Annotated in this window: 14 protein-coding genes; 3 read left to right on the plus strand and 11 right to left on the minus strand. The window is 61.6% G+C overall.

Going from position 1 to position 14257, the window contains the following annotated elements:
• The first annotated feature begins 3 nt into the window (after positions 1-3).
• From QEO92_RS19635 to QEO92_RS19645, 3 genes are read left to right on the plus strand one after another with little or no spacing between them, the layout of a single operon-like run.
• A complete protein-coding gene (locus tag QEO92_RS19635; protein ID WP_227704142.1) occupies positions 4-981 on the plus strand; it encodes an ABC transporter substrate-binding protein in 978 nt (325 codons plus the stop codon).
• Positions 982-1003: 22 nt separating this feature from the next.
• The gene (locus QEO92_RS19640) at positions 1004-1840 is read left to right on the plus strand and encodes a nucleoside phosphorylase (protein ID WP_052182950.1); all 837 of its coding nucleotides are present in this window, start codon (positions 1004-1006) and stop codon (positions 1838-1840) included.
• A 9-nt stretch (positions 1841-1849) separates the two neighbouring features.
• Complete coding sequence (locus tag QEO92_RS19645) at positions 1850-2830, plus strand: nucleoside hydrolase (protein WP_227704143.1); 981 nt, start codon at positions 1850-1852, stop codon at positions 2828-2830.
• Here QEO92_RS19645 and QEO92_RS19650 read toward each other — a convergent pair.
• The 11 genes from QEO92_RS19650 to QEO92_RS19700 all read right to left on the minus strand — a co-directional run bounded on the left by QEO92_RS19650 (position 2817) and on the right by QEO92_RS19700 (position 14200).
• Complete coding sequence (locus QEO92_RS19650; protein ID WP_227704144.1) at positions 2817-4382, minus strand: ABC transporter substrate-binding protein; 1566 nt, start codon at positions 4380-4382, stop codon at positions 2817-2819. The genes QEO92_RS19645 and QEO92_RS19650 overlap by 14 nt on opposite strands.
• Before the next feature lie 111 nt (positions 4383-4493).
• On the minus strand, positions 4494-5249 hold the full coding sequence (locus QEO92_RS19655) for a glycerophosphodiester phosphodiesterase (protein ID WP_227705221.1): 756 nt from the start codon (positions 5247-5249) through the stop codon (positions 4494-4496).
• 9 nt (positions 5250-5258) lie between these two features.
• Positions 5259-6140 carry an ABC transporter permease gene (locus QEO92_RS19660; protein ID WP_227704145.1) on the minus strand — a complete coding sequence of 294 codons (882 nt, stop codon included), beginning with the start codon at positions 6138-6140 and terminating at the stop codon, positions 5259-5261.
• Positions 6137-7087, minus strand: a complete 951-nt coding sequence (locus tag QEO92_RS19665; protein ID WP_227704146.1) for an ABC transporter permease — start codon at positions 7085-7087, stop codon at positions 6137-6139. Before QEO92_RS19665 ends, QEO92_RS19660 begins: the two co-directional genes overlap by 4 nt.
• A 1-nt stretch (position 7088) precedes the next feature.
• Positions 7089-8138: an ABC transporter ATP-binding protein gene (locus QEO92_RS19670; protein WP_227704147.1), complete on the minus strand. Its 1050-nt coding sequence runs from the start codon at positions 8136-8138 to the stop codon at positions 7089-7091.
• A complete protein-coding gene (locus tag QEO92_RS19675; RefSeq protein ID WP_227704148.1) occupies positions 8135-9139 on the minus strand; it encodes an ABC transporter ATP-binding protein in 1005 nt (334 codons plus the stop codon). Before QEO92_RS19675 ends, QEO92_RS19670 begins: the two co-directional genes overlap by 4 nt.
• Before the next feature lie 332 nt (positions 9140-9471).
• Positions 9472-10278: an ABC transporter permease gene (locus QEO92_RS19680; RefSeq protein WP_407722137.1), complete on the minus strand. Its 807-nt coding sequence runs from the start codon at positions 10276-10278 to the stop codon at positions 9472-9474.
• A gap of 91 nt (positions 10279-10369) precedes the next feature.
• Complete coding sequence (locus tag QEO92_RS19685) at positions 10370-11302, minus strand: ABC transporter permease (protein WP_081952885.1); 933 nt, start codon at positions 11300-11302, stop codon at positions 10370-10372.
• Positions 11302-12312, minus strand: coding sequence for an ABC transporter ATP-binding protein (locus QEO92_RS19690; RefSeq protein ID WP_227704150.1), 1011 nt, complete (start codon positions 12310-12312; stop codon positions 11302-11304). The genes QEO92_RS19685 and QEO92_RS19690 overlap by 1 nt, the downstream gene beginning before the upstream one ends.
• Entirely contained in the window at positions 12312-13349 is a 1038-nt protein-coding gene (locus QEO92_RS19695; RefSeq protein ID WP_227704151.1) for an ABC transporter ATP-binding protein, read from the minus strand. The genes QEO92_RS19690 and QEO92_RS19695 overlap by 1 nt, the downstream gene beginning before the upstream one ends.
• Positions 13346-14200, minus strand: coding sequence for a metallophosphoesterase family protein (locus QEO92_RS19700; protein ID WP_227704152.1), 855 nt, complete (start codon positions 14198-14200; stop codon positions 13346-13348). The genes QEO92_RS19695 and QEO92_RS19700 overlap by 4 nt, the downstream gene beginning before the upstream one ends.
• Positions 14201-14257 lie beyond the last annotated feature (57 nt).

The following is a 14257-nucleotide window of genomic DNA, read 5'->3' on the forward strand; positions in this document are numbered from 1 at the left end:
GTCATGACAGCTGGCTTCAAGACCCTGCTTGCCCTCGTATTCCTATCGGCGGCCTGCCTGTCGACGGCAGTACCTGCCTCTTCCGCCGATGAGATCTCGCTGCGCCTTCCGTGGCTCCTCAACGTCCAGTCGGCAGGCTACGTGATGGCAAAGAAGCAGGGCTTTTATGAACAGGCAGGACTAAACGTCGAGATCATGGCTGGGGGGCCGAATCTCAATTCGACGGCACTGGTGGCCTCTGGTGCCAATACCTTCGGGACCAACGACGTCAGCCAGATCATCCTGGGCGCAGCGAACGGCATGGACCTTGTCATGGTGGGCGCCTGTTTCCAACGTCATCCGGGCGGCGTGATCTCGCTGGCATCGGAAACCATCGAGAAGCCGAAGGATCTCGTCGGCAAAAAGCTCGCGTATAACGAGGGAGGGCCATGGGTCCTCACACGGGCAATGCTGGCAAAGGCAGGTGTTGCCCTCGACCAGGTTCAGCTTGTGGTCTCGCCCAGCACCGAACTGCTGCTCAACGGTTCAGTGGATGCAAAAACCGGCTTTGCCATCAACGAGGCCGTCGCACTCGATCTACAGGGCCAAAAAACCTCAGTGCTCCTGCCCTCCGACTACGGCGTGCAGACCTATGCCGAAGTCATCTTCACGACCCGGAAGATCGTCGATGAAAATCCCGATCTCGTGAAGCGGTTCGTGGCGGCGACGCAGAAGGGATACGACTACGCCTTCGCCCATCAGAAGGAGACGGTGACAGCCGTCCTGGAACTCAACAATCAACTCGATCCGAAACAGCAGGCCGAGCAGCTCAAACTTCAGGAAAGCTACGTCTACACGGACTTTACCAAAGCCAGCGGCGCGTGCGCCTTCGATGGTGATGTCATTCGCGAGACGAAGGCGACGCTCATGGAGTTCGGCGGCCTCACGACAGATGTCGATGTGGAGACGCTCTACTCCACCGACTTCGTTCCCCACAAATAAGGTTTCAAGAGGAAACACGGCCATGAACGTTCAGCACACGCCCATCCATCCGGACGGGGTTCAGATGCACCTGAAGATCAAACCGGGCGACGTCTCGCGTTACGTGCTGACACCGGGAGATCCGGGACGCGTCCCCGTCGTGGGAAGCAGTTGGGATACCTATGAGGAGGTTGCGCATTTTCGTGAATATCGGACTGCTCGCGGCACGCTCGACGGCGTGGATATCACCGCATGTTCCCACGGCGTTGGCGGCCCTTCGACGGACATTGCGGTCGTGGAACTGTCGAACTGCGGCGCCGACACCTTCATTCGCGTCGGCTCTTGCGCGGCTTTGCAGCCGGAAATCGAGCCCGGCGACCTCGTAATCTCGACCGGCGCATTGCGTCTGACGGGCACGGTGGATGCCTATGTCGACAGGTCCTACCCGGCTGTCGCCAATCACGAAGTCCTTATGGCGCTGATCCAGGCAGCGGAAGAGATGGGCGAAAAATACCATCTGGGTCTGGCAGCCAGCGTGGACAGTTTCTACGCCGGCGAAGTCAATCCTATGCCCGGAGGTTTCTGGCAGTCGAAGATGGACCACGTTCTGGAGGACCTGCAGCGGTCCAAGGTTGCCAATTTCGAGATGGAAGCAGCAACGATCTTTACGCTGGCTCAGCTCTTCGGCTTCCGGGGAGGCATGATCTGCTCAGTGGGAGCAAACCGCATCACGCGCAAGCGCGCGGATTCGGCGGACTCTATCAAGCGCTGTTGCGCCGTCGCGAGCCGCGCTGTCGTGATCCTGGCTGGCTGGGATGCGAGGAAACAAGCGGCCGGCAAGCCTCATTTCTTTCCATCGTTGATTGCCGATCTGGCTTAGGACGACGACATGTCGCCCAAGATCATCTTTGACACTGACCCCGGCATCGACGACGCGACGGCACTGCTGTTTCTCAACGCGTGCCGTAACATTGAGCTGCTCGGCATCACCACAGTGTTCGGCAATGGCAACATCGATACGGTCACCCGCAATGCGCGCTACCTGAAGCGTCGTTTTTCCATTGCCGCACCAATTGCCCGTGGAGCGGATCGTGCCCTGGGACTCAGCGCCTCTCCGCCGCCGATCCATGTGCATGGGATCAACGGTCTGGGCGATGTGCCGATCGACGAAAACGACCTTCCCCCGCTTGATCCGCGTCCGGCCCATCGCTTCATCATCGACCAGGTGCATGCCTTTCCGCATGAGGTCACGTTGCTCGCCGTGGGTCGACTGACCAACCTCGCCTTGGCACTTTCGGAAGACCCGACGATTGCGAAGCGAGTGAAGGAAGTGGTGATCATGGGAGGGGCGTTCGGCCTTGCCGGTCCCAACGGCAACGTCACCCCTGTGGCGGAGGCCAACATCATAGGCGATCCGCATGCCGCCGACTTGGTGTTCGCTGCGTCCTGGCCGGTGACGGCTGTCGGACTTGATGTGACCCGGCAGGTGATCATGCGACCTGCAGATATCGAGATATTGGCCCGCGACGGCGGCGATGCCGGCCGGTTCATCGCCGAGATATCGCGACACTATATGACCTATCATCGGCGATTCGGGCTCGACGGCTTCTACGTCCACGATTCAACGGCGATGGCCTTTGTCCTTGATCGCTCGCTATTCGAGACTCGAAAAGGACCGATCAGGGTCGCTACCGACGGGATAGCAATCGGCCAGACCATTATGAAGGACCGATCGACTTTCCATCCGCCGGGCGATTGGGACGATGCACCTGATCAGTCGATCGCCACTTCCGTTGACCGCGATGGTGTGCGGCGTTTGCTCATGGAAGCCTATCTGACGCCAGATGCCGCTCACCTCAGGACTGCGTAAACCGGAGATTGTCCGGCCGCAGGTCCATGAAATAGAACGTGGTCGGGCGCCAGCTGATCGAGCGCTTGATGGCATAGGCTTCGGAAGGTTGATAGAGGATGGTGCCCGGAGTTTCCTCTTCCCACTGATCGAGCATCTTCACGAAGAGTTCCTTGCGCTTGGCCGGATCGGTCTCGGCCTCCAGCGCGCGGCCGGCATCATCAAATGCCTTGGCCGACGCCGCCTCCCAGATGCCAGCGGTCTGGATCTCGCCTGCCGGGCCCCAGGCAACCCAGAGGGCACCAAGCGGATCGGGCAGACGGGTGGAATTCGACCAGTTGAAAACCTGCGATCCCGGGCCGCGCAGCGCCGCACCCTCGACCACCTGAAGCTCTGCGTTGATGCCTACGGCCTTCCACATCTCGATGAGAATCTGGGCCGCCTCCAAAGCGTTGGTATAGTAGCCGGCCTGGGTGCGGTAGGTGATCTTCTGGCCGTTATAACCGGCTTCCTTGAGAAGGGCCTTCGACCTCTCCGGATCGTAAGGCAGCTTGCGGCCTTCGACATACATCTGGCCATATTCCGGATAGTTGTGGCTGGCTGGAACCTTCGCATTGCCGAGCCAGAGCGTGTCGACCAGCTTCTGGCGATCGATGGCGCTGGCTAGCGCCTGGCGCACACGCTTGTCGGCGAGAACGGGATCGCGGGTATCGAAGACCAGGACATGCGAATTGGCCAGAACGACCGAACGCACGTCAATATCTTGATAGGCGCCGACGACAGCTTCTTGATCCGGGGGAATGTTGGTGATGAGGTCGAATTCACCGGAGACGAGGCCGGCGACGCGGGCGGCAAGCTCCGGAACCGCCCGGAAGGTAACCCGCTTCGCAGTCGGTTTGCCGAGGAAGTAGTCGTCGAAAGCCTCGAGAACCGTGGCATCACTCTGGTTGTGCGAGACGACCTTGTAGGGACCTGTGGCAACCGGCGCACGTGAATAGCCTTCGAAGCCCATTTCTTCATAGGCACGCTTGTTGACGATCCAGGCACACCAGGAGGCGAGGCGCTGCTCAAGCAGGACATCCGGGACACGCGTCGTGAAGCGAACAGTGTATTTATCGACAGCTTTCACATCGGAAAGGATGCTGAAATAGGCTTTACCGCCGGGAATCTGAGCCTTTTCGCCACGCAGGCGACCATCGCGGAATGTATAGGCCACGTCATCGGCCGTCAGCTCGTCGCCATTATGGAACTTTACGCCCTGGCGCAGCGTAACGATGAGCTCGGACGGGCTCTTGCGCTCCCATGAGGTGGCCAGATGTGGCTTCAGTTCGGAACCACCGCCATCTGGAGAACCCAGGAAGTCTCGGCGGATCAGTGTGTCGAAGATCGAATAAGTTACACGCGTGCCGACATTTGAGAGCTCCCGCGCCGGTTCCAGCGTTGCGGGCAAAGCCGCAACGGCCACCGTGAAGTCGGGGCGCTCCCCGTCCGCGGCAAAGGCAAATGGAGCATTGAGGATGAATGGGGTGACTGCCGCCCCTTGCATGAAATGACGACGCTTGATCGAATACATGGAGTGCTCCAACGTTCCTGGAATATATTGGCGAAATCCGGATGGTGGCCCCCTGTTAGGCGGGCTTCATAACAGGGCGGTGACCCCAAAATGAACTTTAAATGACCGTTTTCAGACAGGTTGCGTCGCCTGTCCAATGACCTCAACCGCAAGTGAAGGATCATTGACCATCACTGCGTCGGGACCGTTGAAGCAGAGCTCCGCCAAGGCATCCGCCTTGATGAGCCCGACGCTGCCATCCATCGGATCGCCGGTCATGATCACCGTTTTCAAACCGAGCCGTCGCAAGTTCGCGAGATTGTCTGCGGAAGCGTCCGCCTCCCAGAGGCGGGCCCAGGTCCCCCCGCGAAGTGCGAGCGCCGGATAGTCCCCGATGTTGGAAAACAGCCCGAGAGTCGGACATTGTGGAAGATGGGTGTGGACGACGTCGAATGCGTCGAGCGATCGCACACCGAAAGCAATCCGCCCGTCAGCTGTCCTCGATTCCAGAGCTGCGATGCATCGTTCCAGCGCTACCTGTTCATGAAGCTTCGTATCCAGCAGGATGGAAGCGCGTCCGCCGATCATATCAATAGCGTCCGTCATTGCGACGATGCCGGAACGAAGGCTGCGCAGCTCGTCCATGTCGAGCTCGGCAACCTTTCGCGGATCGCCGCAAAGACGTTTCAGGTCCGCATCATGAAAAGCGACCGGAATACCATCCCGGCTGAGACGTAAATCGGTTTCGATGAAATCCGCCCCTGCCGCAATCGCCGCCTCGAAAGCCTCGAGGGTGTTTTCTGGCGCGACGGCGCTCGCCCCGCGATGGGCGCCAACAAGAGGCGAACGAGCAGGGTATCCGGTCCAGATTGTCGTGCGCAGCGCCATACCTTTCAATTAGCCCTCTTTGTCGATGGTGGGATCGAGGCGATCCCGCAGCCAGTCGCCGAATAGGCTCATGGCCAGTGTTGTGAGGAAGATGATGATGCCGGGCAGAACTGCGATCCACCATGCGTTGAGCAGATAGCGACGGCCCTCGCCGAGCATGAGGCCGAGCGACGTATCGGGAGGCTGGACGCCGAGACCGAGGAAGGACAGCGAGGTTTCGAGCAGGATCGTACCCGGGAAGTTGAGCGTCGCCTGCACGACGAGCGACGCGGCGATATTCGGCAGTAGGTGCTGGAACACGACTCTCCCCGTTCCGGCGCCGAATGCCTCCACGGCACGGATGTAATCCGCAGTTTGCTCCGAAAGCACCAGCCCGCGCGCAAGGCGCGCATAGCGCTCCCATCCCTCGAAGCTCACCAGGATGATGAAGAGCACGATGTTGTTGCCGAAGAAGGCGAGAAAGGCGATGGCGATGAAAAGCGAGGGAAGCGCCGTTTGCACGTCACAGAGCATCATCGCGACCATGTCCACGATCCCTCGGAATCGCGCTGCGGCAAGTCCCATCAGCGTTCCCATGACTGCGCCGATCAGCGTGCCGAGGGTTGCGATCAGGATGGATGTCCGCAGGGCATAGATCATCCGGCTCAGCACGTCGCGGCCGAGATGATCCGTGCCGAGCAGGTGATCCGCGCTGCCGCCGGTCATGAAAGCCGGAGGCCGGAAGCGGGCGGTCAGATCCTGCGTCGTATAATGGATTGGCGCCAGCAAATCCGCGAATATGGCGATGAGGATCATGGCCAGGAGCCAGCCGATGCAAAGCACGATGACGGGCGACGCACCCCAGAGCCGCAGTGTCGAGCGGATGTCGACCTGTTCCGATGCGCTGCTCATCCGGTACCTCCCAATGTCCGCGCGAGAGAGACCTTCGGGTCCAGCAGCGCATGCAGAATATCGACGAAAAGATTGGAAAGGACGATGATCAGCGTGATCATCAGGATGACTGCCTGGACGACGGGTAGGTCACGCATGTTGACGGAATCGACCAGCAGGCGCCCGAGCCCCGGCCAGGCAAAGATGGTTTCGGTGACGACCGCGCCCGAGAGAATAAGGCCGATCTCGATACCGAAGAACATCAGGAGCGGCACCATGGCATTCGGCAATGCATGGCCGAGGATCACCGCAAGCTGGCTCAGCCCTTTCGCGCGGGCCGTGCGGATGAACGGTTTTCCCATCACTTCCAGCGTAGCGGTTCTGGCAAAACGGGCGACCCGGCCGGCAAGCGGCAGCGCCAGAGTGATGGTAGGCAGGATCAGGTGGACTGGGCTCGACGAACCGGAGGATGGGAGGACACGAAGCTGCAACGCGAATACCAGGATCAGCAGGATGCCGAGGAAGAAGACCGGCATGGAATAACCGAGCACGGCGGCCGCTATCAACGATCGGTCGACGGCGGTTCCGTGGCGAAGAGCGGCTGTGACGCCGAGCGACATCCCGATCAGTGTAGCAAGCAAAAAGGCCGAGCCGCCGAGGAGAATGGTCTTCGGTATCGCTTGCATGACCAATTCCGTTGCCGGTAGATCGCTGGCGAAAGATTCACCGAGATCGCCGCGGGCAACGCGGCCGAGGAAGTTGAGATACTGGACGACAATCGGCCGATCGAGTCCCCACTGCACCCGGTATTCCTGGCGTATGTCCGGCGGTGTTTCCGGGGGCAGCAGCTCTTCGGAGGGGTCGCCGGCTGCGCGCAGGATCACGAAGACCAGAGTGACGCAGAAAAGCAGCGTGACCAAGGAGCGGACGGCGCGAAAGCCTATCGCCTTCAGGCTCGACATCTTCATCTTACGCAACGTCCTCGCTGGCTGCTCTGACAGGATTCAAAGGCGCGCGCGTTCGGGCGGGCGACGGGTCCGCCTGGTTTTCCGAGGGCGAACCGGCCAGATGGCAGGAAACCTTCCGACCGCCGCCAAGCTCGGCAAGCACCGGCATCTCGCTTTTGCAGCGGGCGACTGCGGCGGAGCAGCGCGGATGAAATGCACAGCCACTCGGTTGATTTGCCGGATTGGGTGGCTCACCCCGCAGCATGATGCGTCCGCCAAGCTTCGTGCCGGGAACCGGAGCCGCCGAAACGAGTGCACGCGTGTAGGGATGAGCCGGGCGAGCAAAGAGATCGTCCGCTTCTCCTTCCTCGACAATGCGTCCCAGATACATGACGGCGATCCGATGGCTGACCTGACGAACAACGCGAAGGTCGTGACTGATGAAGATCATCGCCAGTCCCAATTCGGCCTGCAGATCGGACAAGAGATTGACGACCTGAGCCTGGATCGAGACATCGAGTGCGGAGACCGGTTCATCGCAGACCAGCAGGTCCGGACGGGTGACCAGCGCCCGCGCCAGTACCACGCGTTGGCGCTGCCCGCCGGAGAGTTCGTGCGGATAGCGGCGGGCAACCGCATCGGACAGGCCGACGGCGCGCAGCAGTTCGCTGACGCGGGCGTCGCGCTCCCGCAGGCTGCCGGCTTGATGGATGTCCAGCGGCTCCCGCATCTGCTTCGCAATCGGCAGTCTACGGTCGAGCGCGGCCAGCGGATCCTGATAGATCATCTGCATGCGCATCCGTGATTTCCGCCATTCGGGCGAGCCGATGACGGGAAGCGGCCTGCCGTCAAAAGAGATCGCGCCACGCGTCGGCGGCTCGAGCCCGAGGAGGAGCCGTCCCGTCGTCGATTTGCCGGAGCCCGATTCCCCGACGATGCCGAGCGTCTCGTTGCGGCCGACCGAAAGCGTCACATCCGAAACGGCATGGACGACGGAAGCGTTGCCCCAGATATGCCGATTAAGCTCATAGCTGCGCGCGATATTCCTTGCGTGTAAAAGCGGTGCACTCATGCTTCGATCCGCTGTTCTTTCTGCCTGGAATAATGGATCGCTGCGGGCGGTTGCGCCTCGCTTACCAGGCAAGCGACACTATGGTCACGGCCGATGCCGGCAAGCAGCGGAATCTGTTCATGGCATTGCGTCTCTGCAAATGCACAGCGCGGGGCAAAGGAACAGCCGGCCGGCAGACTGCTCGCGTCCGGCACGGTTCCGCCGATCGCCGTGAGCCGTCGTCGCGGCCCATCGATGGCGGGCAAGGATCCCATGAGGCCTTGGCTATAGGGATGCGCCGGGTGCTCGAAAAGGCGTTCCACCGGTGCCTCTTCGACGATGCGGCCGGCATACATCACCGCCACCCGATCACATACCTGCGATACGACTCCGAGATCGTGGCTGATAAGGACGAGCGCCATTCCGGTTTCGCGTTGGGTCAGCGCCAGGAGATCGAGGATCTGCGCCTGGATAGTCACATCGAGCGCTGTCGTCGGCTCGTCGGCGACCAGCAGATCCGGTTGTCCGGCAAGTGCCATGGCAATCATCACCCTCTGGTTCTGGCCGCCGGAAAATTCATGCGGATAGGCATTGAGTCGCCGCTCGGCATCGGGAATGCCGACGAGATCGAGCAGCCGCTTTGCTTCCGCCTTGATCGCGGCACCGGACAGGCCGCGATGCAAGGCGAGCGTTTCGCCGATCTGGCGTTTCACTGTCAGCATCGGATTTAGCGCGCTGACGGGATCCTGGAAGATCATCGCGATGCGCCCACCGCGGATACCGGTGAGCTTGGAGTCGGGCATGTCGAGAAGATTCCGGTCATTCAGCATGACCCGGCCGGAGACTTTTGCCTTGGGAGGCAGGAGGCCTAGCGCTGCAAGCCAGGTCACCGATTTTCCCGACCCGGATTCGCCCACGAGGCCGAGGGTCTCGCCCCGACCAATCGCCAGATCGATTCCGTGGAGAACCCTGACGCCGTTGAAGGAAACGGTTAGTTCTTCGAGCGTGATGCTGCCGCGCATGTTGGTCGCTCCTGCTTGGGACGGCGAAGGGGTCCGTCGGCAAACAGACGGACCATTCGTCAGCTAGACAAATCGACTCATCCGCGCATACCCGGGGCACGCGCGGATCATGTTTTGGAATTTTCGACGATCGGCGACTGCAGGAAGACACCGCGGTCTCTTCTACTGCAAGCGCGCCATGTGCCCGTTGGTGTGCAGCTACTAGCGGAGGCAGATGACCGTTGCATGACGGTCTGACGGAAAAGAGGGACCACTTCGCCGTTTTCGAGTATGGCCGTAGCCCACGGGTATTCATATCGTTTTCATCCCACTTGGATGCCTTCCGACCTCCCTCACTTCACAGTCGGGTCGATCCGGTCGCGCAGCCAGTCGCCCATGATCGAGACTGACAGTGTTGTGACGACGATCACCGCTGAGGGCATCAGCATGATCCACGGCGCCGACTGGACATAGTCGCGGCCGTAACCCACCATGTTGCCAAGGCTGGTCTGCGGGGGCTGCAGGCCGATGCCGAGGAAGGACAGGCTCGATTCCAGGAGGATGACGCCGGGAACATTGAGCGTCATGGCAATCACGATCGTCGCGGAAATGTTCGGCAGGATATGGCGCAGATAGATGCGCTCGGGTGATGCGCCGATCTCGCGCGCAGCCGCCGCATAGCCTTGTGTATTCGCGGAAATGGCGAGACCGCGCGCGATGCGCGTCACCTGTTCCCAGCCGTAGAGACCGAGCAGCATGACAAAGATCGGCAGCGAATTGCCGAGGAAGGCGAGCACGGCGATCGCGATGATCATGAAGGGCATGGCAAGCTGTGCATCCACGATCGTCAGGATGACCTGGTCGACCCAGCCGCGGAAATAGGCGGCGATGAAGCCGAGCGTCACGCCGACGATTGTCGAAATGAGCGTGGCGCACAGCGCGATCGTGATCGAAACACGGATCGAGGCGATCGCCCTCGACAACACATCGCGGCCGAGCTGATCGGTGCCGAGAACATGGTTGAAGGTGCCACCAAAAAAGACCGGAGGTTTGAGCCGCGCCAGCACGTCCACGGCCATGAAATCATAGGGCGTCAGAAGCGGCGCGAAGATGGCGATGAAGACCATCAGCGCCAGCCAGGCAATCGCCAGGATGACCATGGGCGGCCAGTCCTGCAGAAAGGCCTGCAATCCGCTTTTTTCGGTGAACACACTGCCATCGGTCGAAAGTCCGTCCTGTTCGATGGCCATGTCACGCCGCCTGTGTTTTGCCGCCGCGCATGCGCGGGTCAATCAGACCGTAGAGAAGGTCGATGAAGAGATTGGAGAAGACCATCATCACGCCGATCAGAAGCAGGATGACCTGCACCACCGCCAGATCGCGTGACTGCACCGAAGAGACCAGCAGCCGGCCGATGCCGGGCCAGGAGAAAACGCTCTCTACGACGACTGCCCCGCCCACAACATTGCCCAGCATGAAACCGAAGACGGTTACGATCGGTATCGCCGCATTCGGCAGAACATGCCGCGTCACCACCTGTCTCGAGCGGACGCCCTTGGCGGCGGCGGTGCGCACGAAAGGCCGTCCGAGCACTTCCACCATGGAAGAGCGGGTATAGCGTGCGACTGTCGCCGCTCCCGCGATGCTCAGCGTCGCGATCGGCAGGATCATATGGTAGGGCGTCGCATAGCCGCCGGAGGGTAGCCAGCGGAGCTGCACCGCGAAGATCAGCGCCAGAACCAGGGCCAGGACGAAGGCAGGCACGGTGAAGCCGAAAACGGAGGCCGACATGATCAGCCTGTCGAAAGTCGAGTTGCGGTAGAGCGCCGCGGTCATGCCGGCAGCAACGCCGATGATCGTCTTGAGGAACAGCGTCGGCACCATGATCCACAGCGTCGCCGGCAGCCGGGCCAGTACGGTTTCCATTGCCGGCCGGTTCTCGCGCATGGAATTGCCGAGGTCGCCGTGAAGGACCGCGATGATATAGCGATAGAACTGCACCCAGATCGGCTGATCGAGTCCCCATTCGTGACGGAAGGCATTGACCACTTCCTGCGGCGTAGCCGGATCGAAGAAGCGTTCGGCCGGGTCGCCCGCAAGCCGGAGGACGATAAAGGCGAAGGTGACGATGATGAACAGCGTCACCAGGGCGCGCAGGAAACGCGTCGAGACGAATTGCAACATCAGGCAGCCTCCCCATTGGCAACCGCTACGCCGGCGGTCGACGGATTGTTGACAAGATGGCAGGCAACCGCCCGCCCGCCTTCCGACATGAGTTCCGGTCGCTCGATGCGACAGACGGGCTTCACCTGCGGGCAGCGGGTATGGAAGGGACAGCCGGGCGGAACATTGACCGGGTTCGGCGGATCGCCGGCCAGGATGATGCGCTCGCGCGCCGACCGACCCTTTCGCGGCACGGCGGAGACGAGCGCACGGCTGTAAGGATGCAGCGGCTGATGGAAGACCTCGCCCGGCCGGCCGATCTCGACAATGCGCCCGAGATACATGACCGCCACCCGGTCGGCGATCTGGCGCACCACTTTCAGATCGTGGCTGATGAAGACGCCGGTAAAGCTGTTGCGGGCGCGGATATCCTGGAAGACGTTCAGAACCTGCGCCTGAACCGAGACGTCAAGCGCCGAGACCGGCTCGTCGCAGACCAGGAGTTCCGGCTCCATGACCAGCGCCCTGGCGATGATGACGCGCTGCCGCTGGCCACCGGAAAGTTCGTGCGGGAACCGATCGCCGTGGTGCGAGGAAAGGCCGACATTGCCCATCACCGCCCGTACTTTGGCACGACGTGCATCCCGAGTAAGGTCCGGGAAATGGACGATGAGCGGCTCGCCGATCTGCTCACCTATGGTGATGCGCGGATCGAGCGCGCCGAGTGGATCCTGGTAGATCATCTGCATGCGCCGGCGCATCCGTCGCCAGGCGAGATCGGGCACCGCGCCGACCTTCTCGCCGCCGAACACGACCTCGCCCGAGGTTGGCGGGATGTGGCCGAGCAGCAGCCGCGCCGTGGTCGATTTGCCGCTGCCGCTTTCGCCGACGATGCCGAGCATCTCACCCGGCGCCACGTCGAAAGTCAGTCCATCGACCGCTTTCAGCGTTTTTGTGCGGGCAAACAGATTGCCCCGCTGGCGGAGCCTGTAATGGCGCGTGAGGTTCTTGACGGTAAGCTGACCTTTCATCACACCAACTCCGCAGTGATCTCTACAGAAGCAGGCAGGCGAGCATTGGCCGGCGGTAGTATGTCGCCGAGCTTCACGCAGGCGGCCCTGTGGCGTCCGTCTGTCCCGGCAGCGATCATCGTCGGCACGGCCCGCAGGCATTCGGGACCGGCAACGGCGCATCGGGGTACGAAGGTACAGCCGGACGGCAGCCGGTCCGGCGGCGGCACAGAGCCCGGAATGGCGAGAAGCCTCTGGCGCGGCCCGTCGATCGACGGAATGGCATCGATCAACCCACGCGTATAGGGATGGGCAGGATTGTCGAAGAGATCAGCGGTCGGGCTGTCCTCCACGATACGGCCGCAATACATCACCACCACCCGCTCGGTCATTTCGGCGACCATCCCGAGATCGTGGGAGATCAGAACCAATGCCATGTTGCGCTCGCGGCGCAGATCATCGAGGAGATCAAGGATCTGCGCCTGGATGGTGGCATCGAGCGCCGTCGTCGGCTCGTCGGCGACAAGCAGGTCCGGATTGCCGGCAAGCGCCATGGCGATCATCACCCGCTGGTTCATGCCGCCGGAGAACTCGTGCGGATATTCGCCGAGCCGCTGGCGCGCATTGGCGATGCCGACGCGGTCGATCAGGCGCTCGGCCTCCCTGCGGGCTGCCGCGCCGGTCAAGCCCTGATGCAGGCGCAGCGCCTCGCCCAGCTGCCAGCCGATCTTGTGAAGCGGGTTGAGCGAGCTCGAGGGGTCCTGGAAGATCATCGCGATGCGGCCGCCGCGGATTTCGCTGAGCCGGGCATCGTCGGCGCCAAGGATTTCCCGCCCTTCAAGCCTTGCGGAGCCACCGACCCGGGCGTTACGACCGAGAAGCCCCAGCACCGCCATCCAGGTGATTGACTTGCCGCAGCCGGATTCGCCGACGATACCGAGCGCCTCGCCGCGCTTGAGTGTGATATCGATACCGTGCAGCGCACGGGTGAAGCGATAGCGGCCTTCAAACTCGACGGTGAGGCCACGGATATCCATGAGATCGGTGGATCCGGTCATGCGCCTGCCTCCGTAGCTGGATCATTGGGGGATACTGGAACGCCAGGCCCGACCTGCAGCAGATATCGCTCGGCGCCTTCGAGGATGACGCAGCTCAGCACCTGCCGCATATAGGCGCCGGTATCCACATTGATGCGGTTCGGGAGGCTCTCGACCTCCTGGCGCGGCGTATGGCCATGAACCACCACCTTGCCGAAATTCTTCCGCGAGAGGAGAAATTTGTCGCGTATCCATGTGAGGTCATCGAGCCGCTGATCGGCAAGCGGACGATCCGGGTCGATGCCGGCATGGGCGAAGAAATAGTCCCCATCGTCGTGCCACAATGGCAGCGAAAGCATGAATTCCTTGTGACGAATGGGGATTACGGCCGCAAACATCTGCTGCAATGCGACGGCGCGGCCGATATCGGCAATGCCCGCGAGAATCTCGCCTTCCTTCAGCCCGTAGGAGACGAGCGTTTCAAGCCCGCCCTTCACCGCCCAAGCCGAGAGGACAGAAGGATCGGTCAGGAAGGTCGCCAGCCAATGATCGTGATTGCCGCGCAGGCACATGATCTCGATACCGTCTCCCCGCCGCTCCTGAGCGTTGATGATCGCTTCGACAACGCCCGCCGAATCCGGGCCGCGATCGATGAGGTCGCCGAGGAAGATGATCAGGGCCCGATCCGCCGGATGGCGCTTCATATCCTCGGCGATCGCAGTCCACATGGCTGCGAGAAGGTCTGCTTGACCATGCACATCACCGACCGCATAGACGCGCCCGCCAGAGATCGCAGGATTGACGGCATCCTCGAATTCCGGCCAGGGCTCTCCCTGACGTTCAATGGCAAGCGGGCGGCGATGATGGCGCATGGCAACGAGAGCTCCGGATGACAAAAGCGGGGCGCTGAAGCACCCGCCGCCCTTCGA

Origin of the sequence: Neorhizobium petrolearium (genome assembly GCF_029854435.1) — a bacterium.
In the GTDB taxonomy this organism is placed as follows: domain Bacteria; phylum Pseudomonadota; class Alphaproteobacteria; order Rhizobiales; family Rhizobiaceae; genus Neorhizobium; species Neorhizobium petrolearium.

Coding starts and splice junctions, on each gene's coding strand:
- QEO92_RS19635 (WP_227704142.1), top strand. CDS start 4: ATGACAGCTGGCTTCAAGACCCTGCTTGCCCTCGTATTCCTATCGGCG.
- QEO92_RS19640 (WP_052182950.1), top strand. CDS start 1,004: ATGAACGTTCAGCACACGCCCATCCATCCGGACGGGGTTCAGATGCAC.
- QEO92_RS19645 (WP_227704143.1), top strand. CDS start 1,850: ATGTCGCCCAAGATCATCTTTGACACTGACCCCGGCATCGACGACGCG.
- QEO92_RS19650 (WP_227704144.1), bottom strand. CDS start 4,382: ATGTATTCGATCAAGCGTCGTCATTTCATGCAAGGGGCGGCAGTCACC.
- QEO92_RS19655 (WP_227705221.1), bottom strand. CDS start 5,249: ATGGCGCTGCGCACGACAATCTGGACCGGATACCCTGCTCGTTCGCCT.
- QEO92_RS19660 (WP_227704145.1), bottom strand. CDS start 6,140: ATGAGCAGCGCATCGGAACAGGTCGACATCCGCTCGACACTGCGGCTC.
- QEO92_RS19665 (WP_227704146.1), bottom strand. CDS start 7,087: ATGAAGATGTCGAGCCTGAAGGCGATAGGCTTTCGCGCCGTCCGCTCC.
- QEO92_RS19670 (WP_227704147.1), bottom strand. CDS start 8,138: ATGAGTGCACCGCTTTTACACGCAAGGAATATCGCGCGCAGCTATGAG.
- QEO92_RS19675 (WP_227704148.1), bottom strand. CDS start 9,139: ATGCGCGGCAGCATCACGCTCGAAGAACTAACCGTTTCCTTCAACGGC.
- QEO92_RS19680 (WP_407722137.1), bottom strand. CDS start 10,278: ATGGTCATCCTGGCGATTGCCTGGCTGGCGCTGATGGTCTTCATCGCC.
- QEO92_RS19685 (WP_081952885.1), bottom strand. CDS start 11,302: ATGTTGCAATTCGTCTCGACGCGTTTCCTGCGCGCCCTGGTGACGCTG.
- QEO92_RS19690 (WP_227704150.1), bottom strand. CDS start 12,312: ATGAAAGGTCAGCTTACCGTCAAGAACCTCACGCGCCATTACAGGCTC.
- QEO92_RS19695 (WP_227704151.1), bottom strand. CDS start 13,349: ATGACCGGATCCACCGATCTCATGGATATCCGTGGCCTCACCGTCGAG.
- QEO92_RS19700 (WP_227704152.1), bottom strand. CDS start 14,200: ATGCGCCATCATCGCCGCCCGCTTGCCATTGAACGTCAGGGAGAGCCC.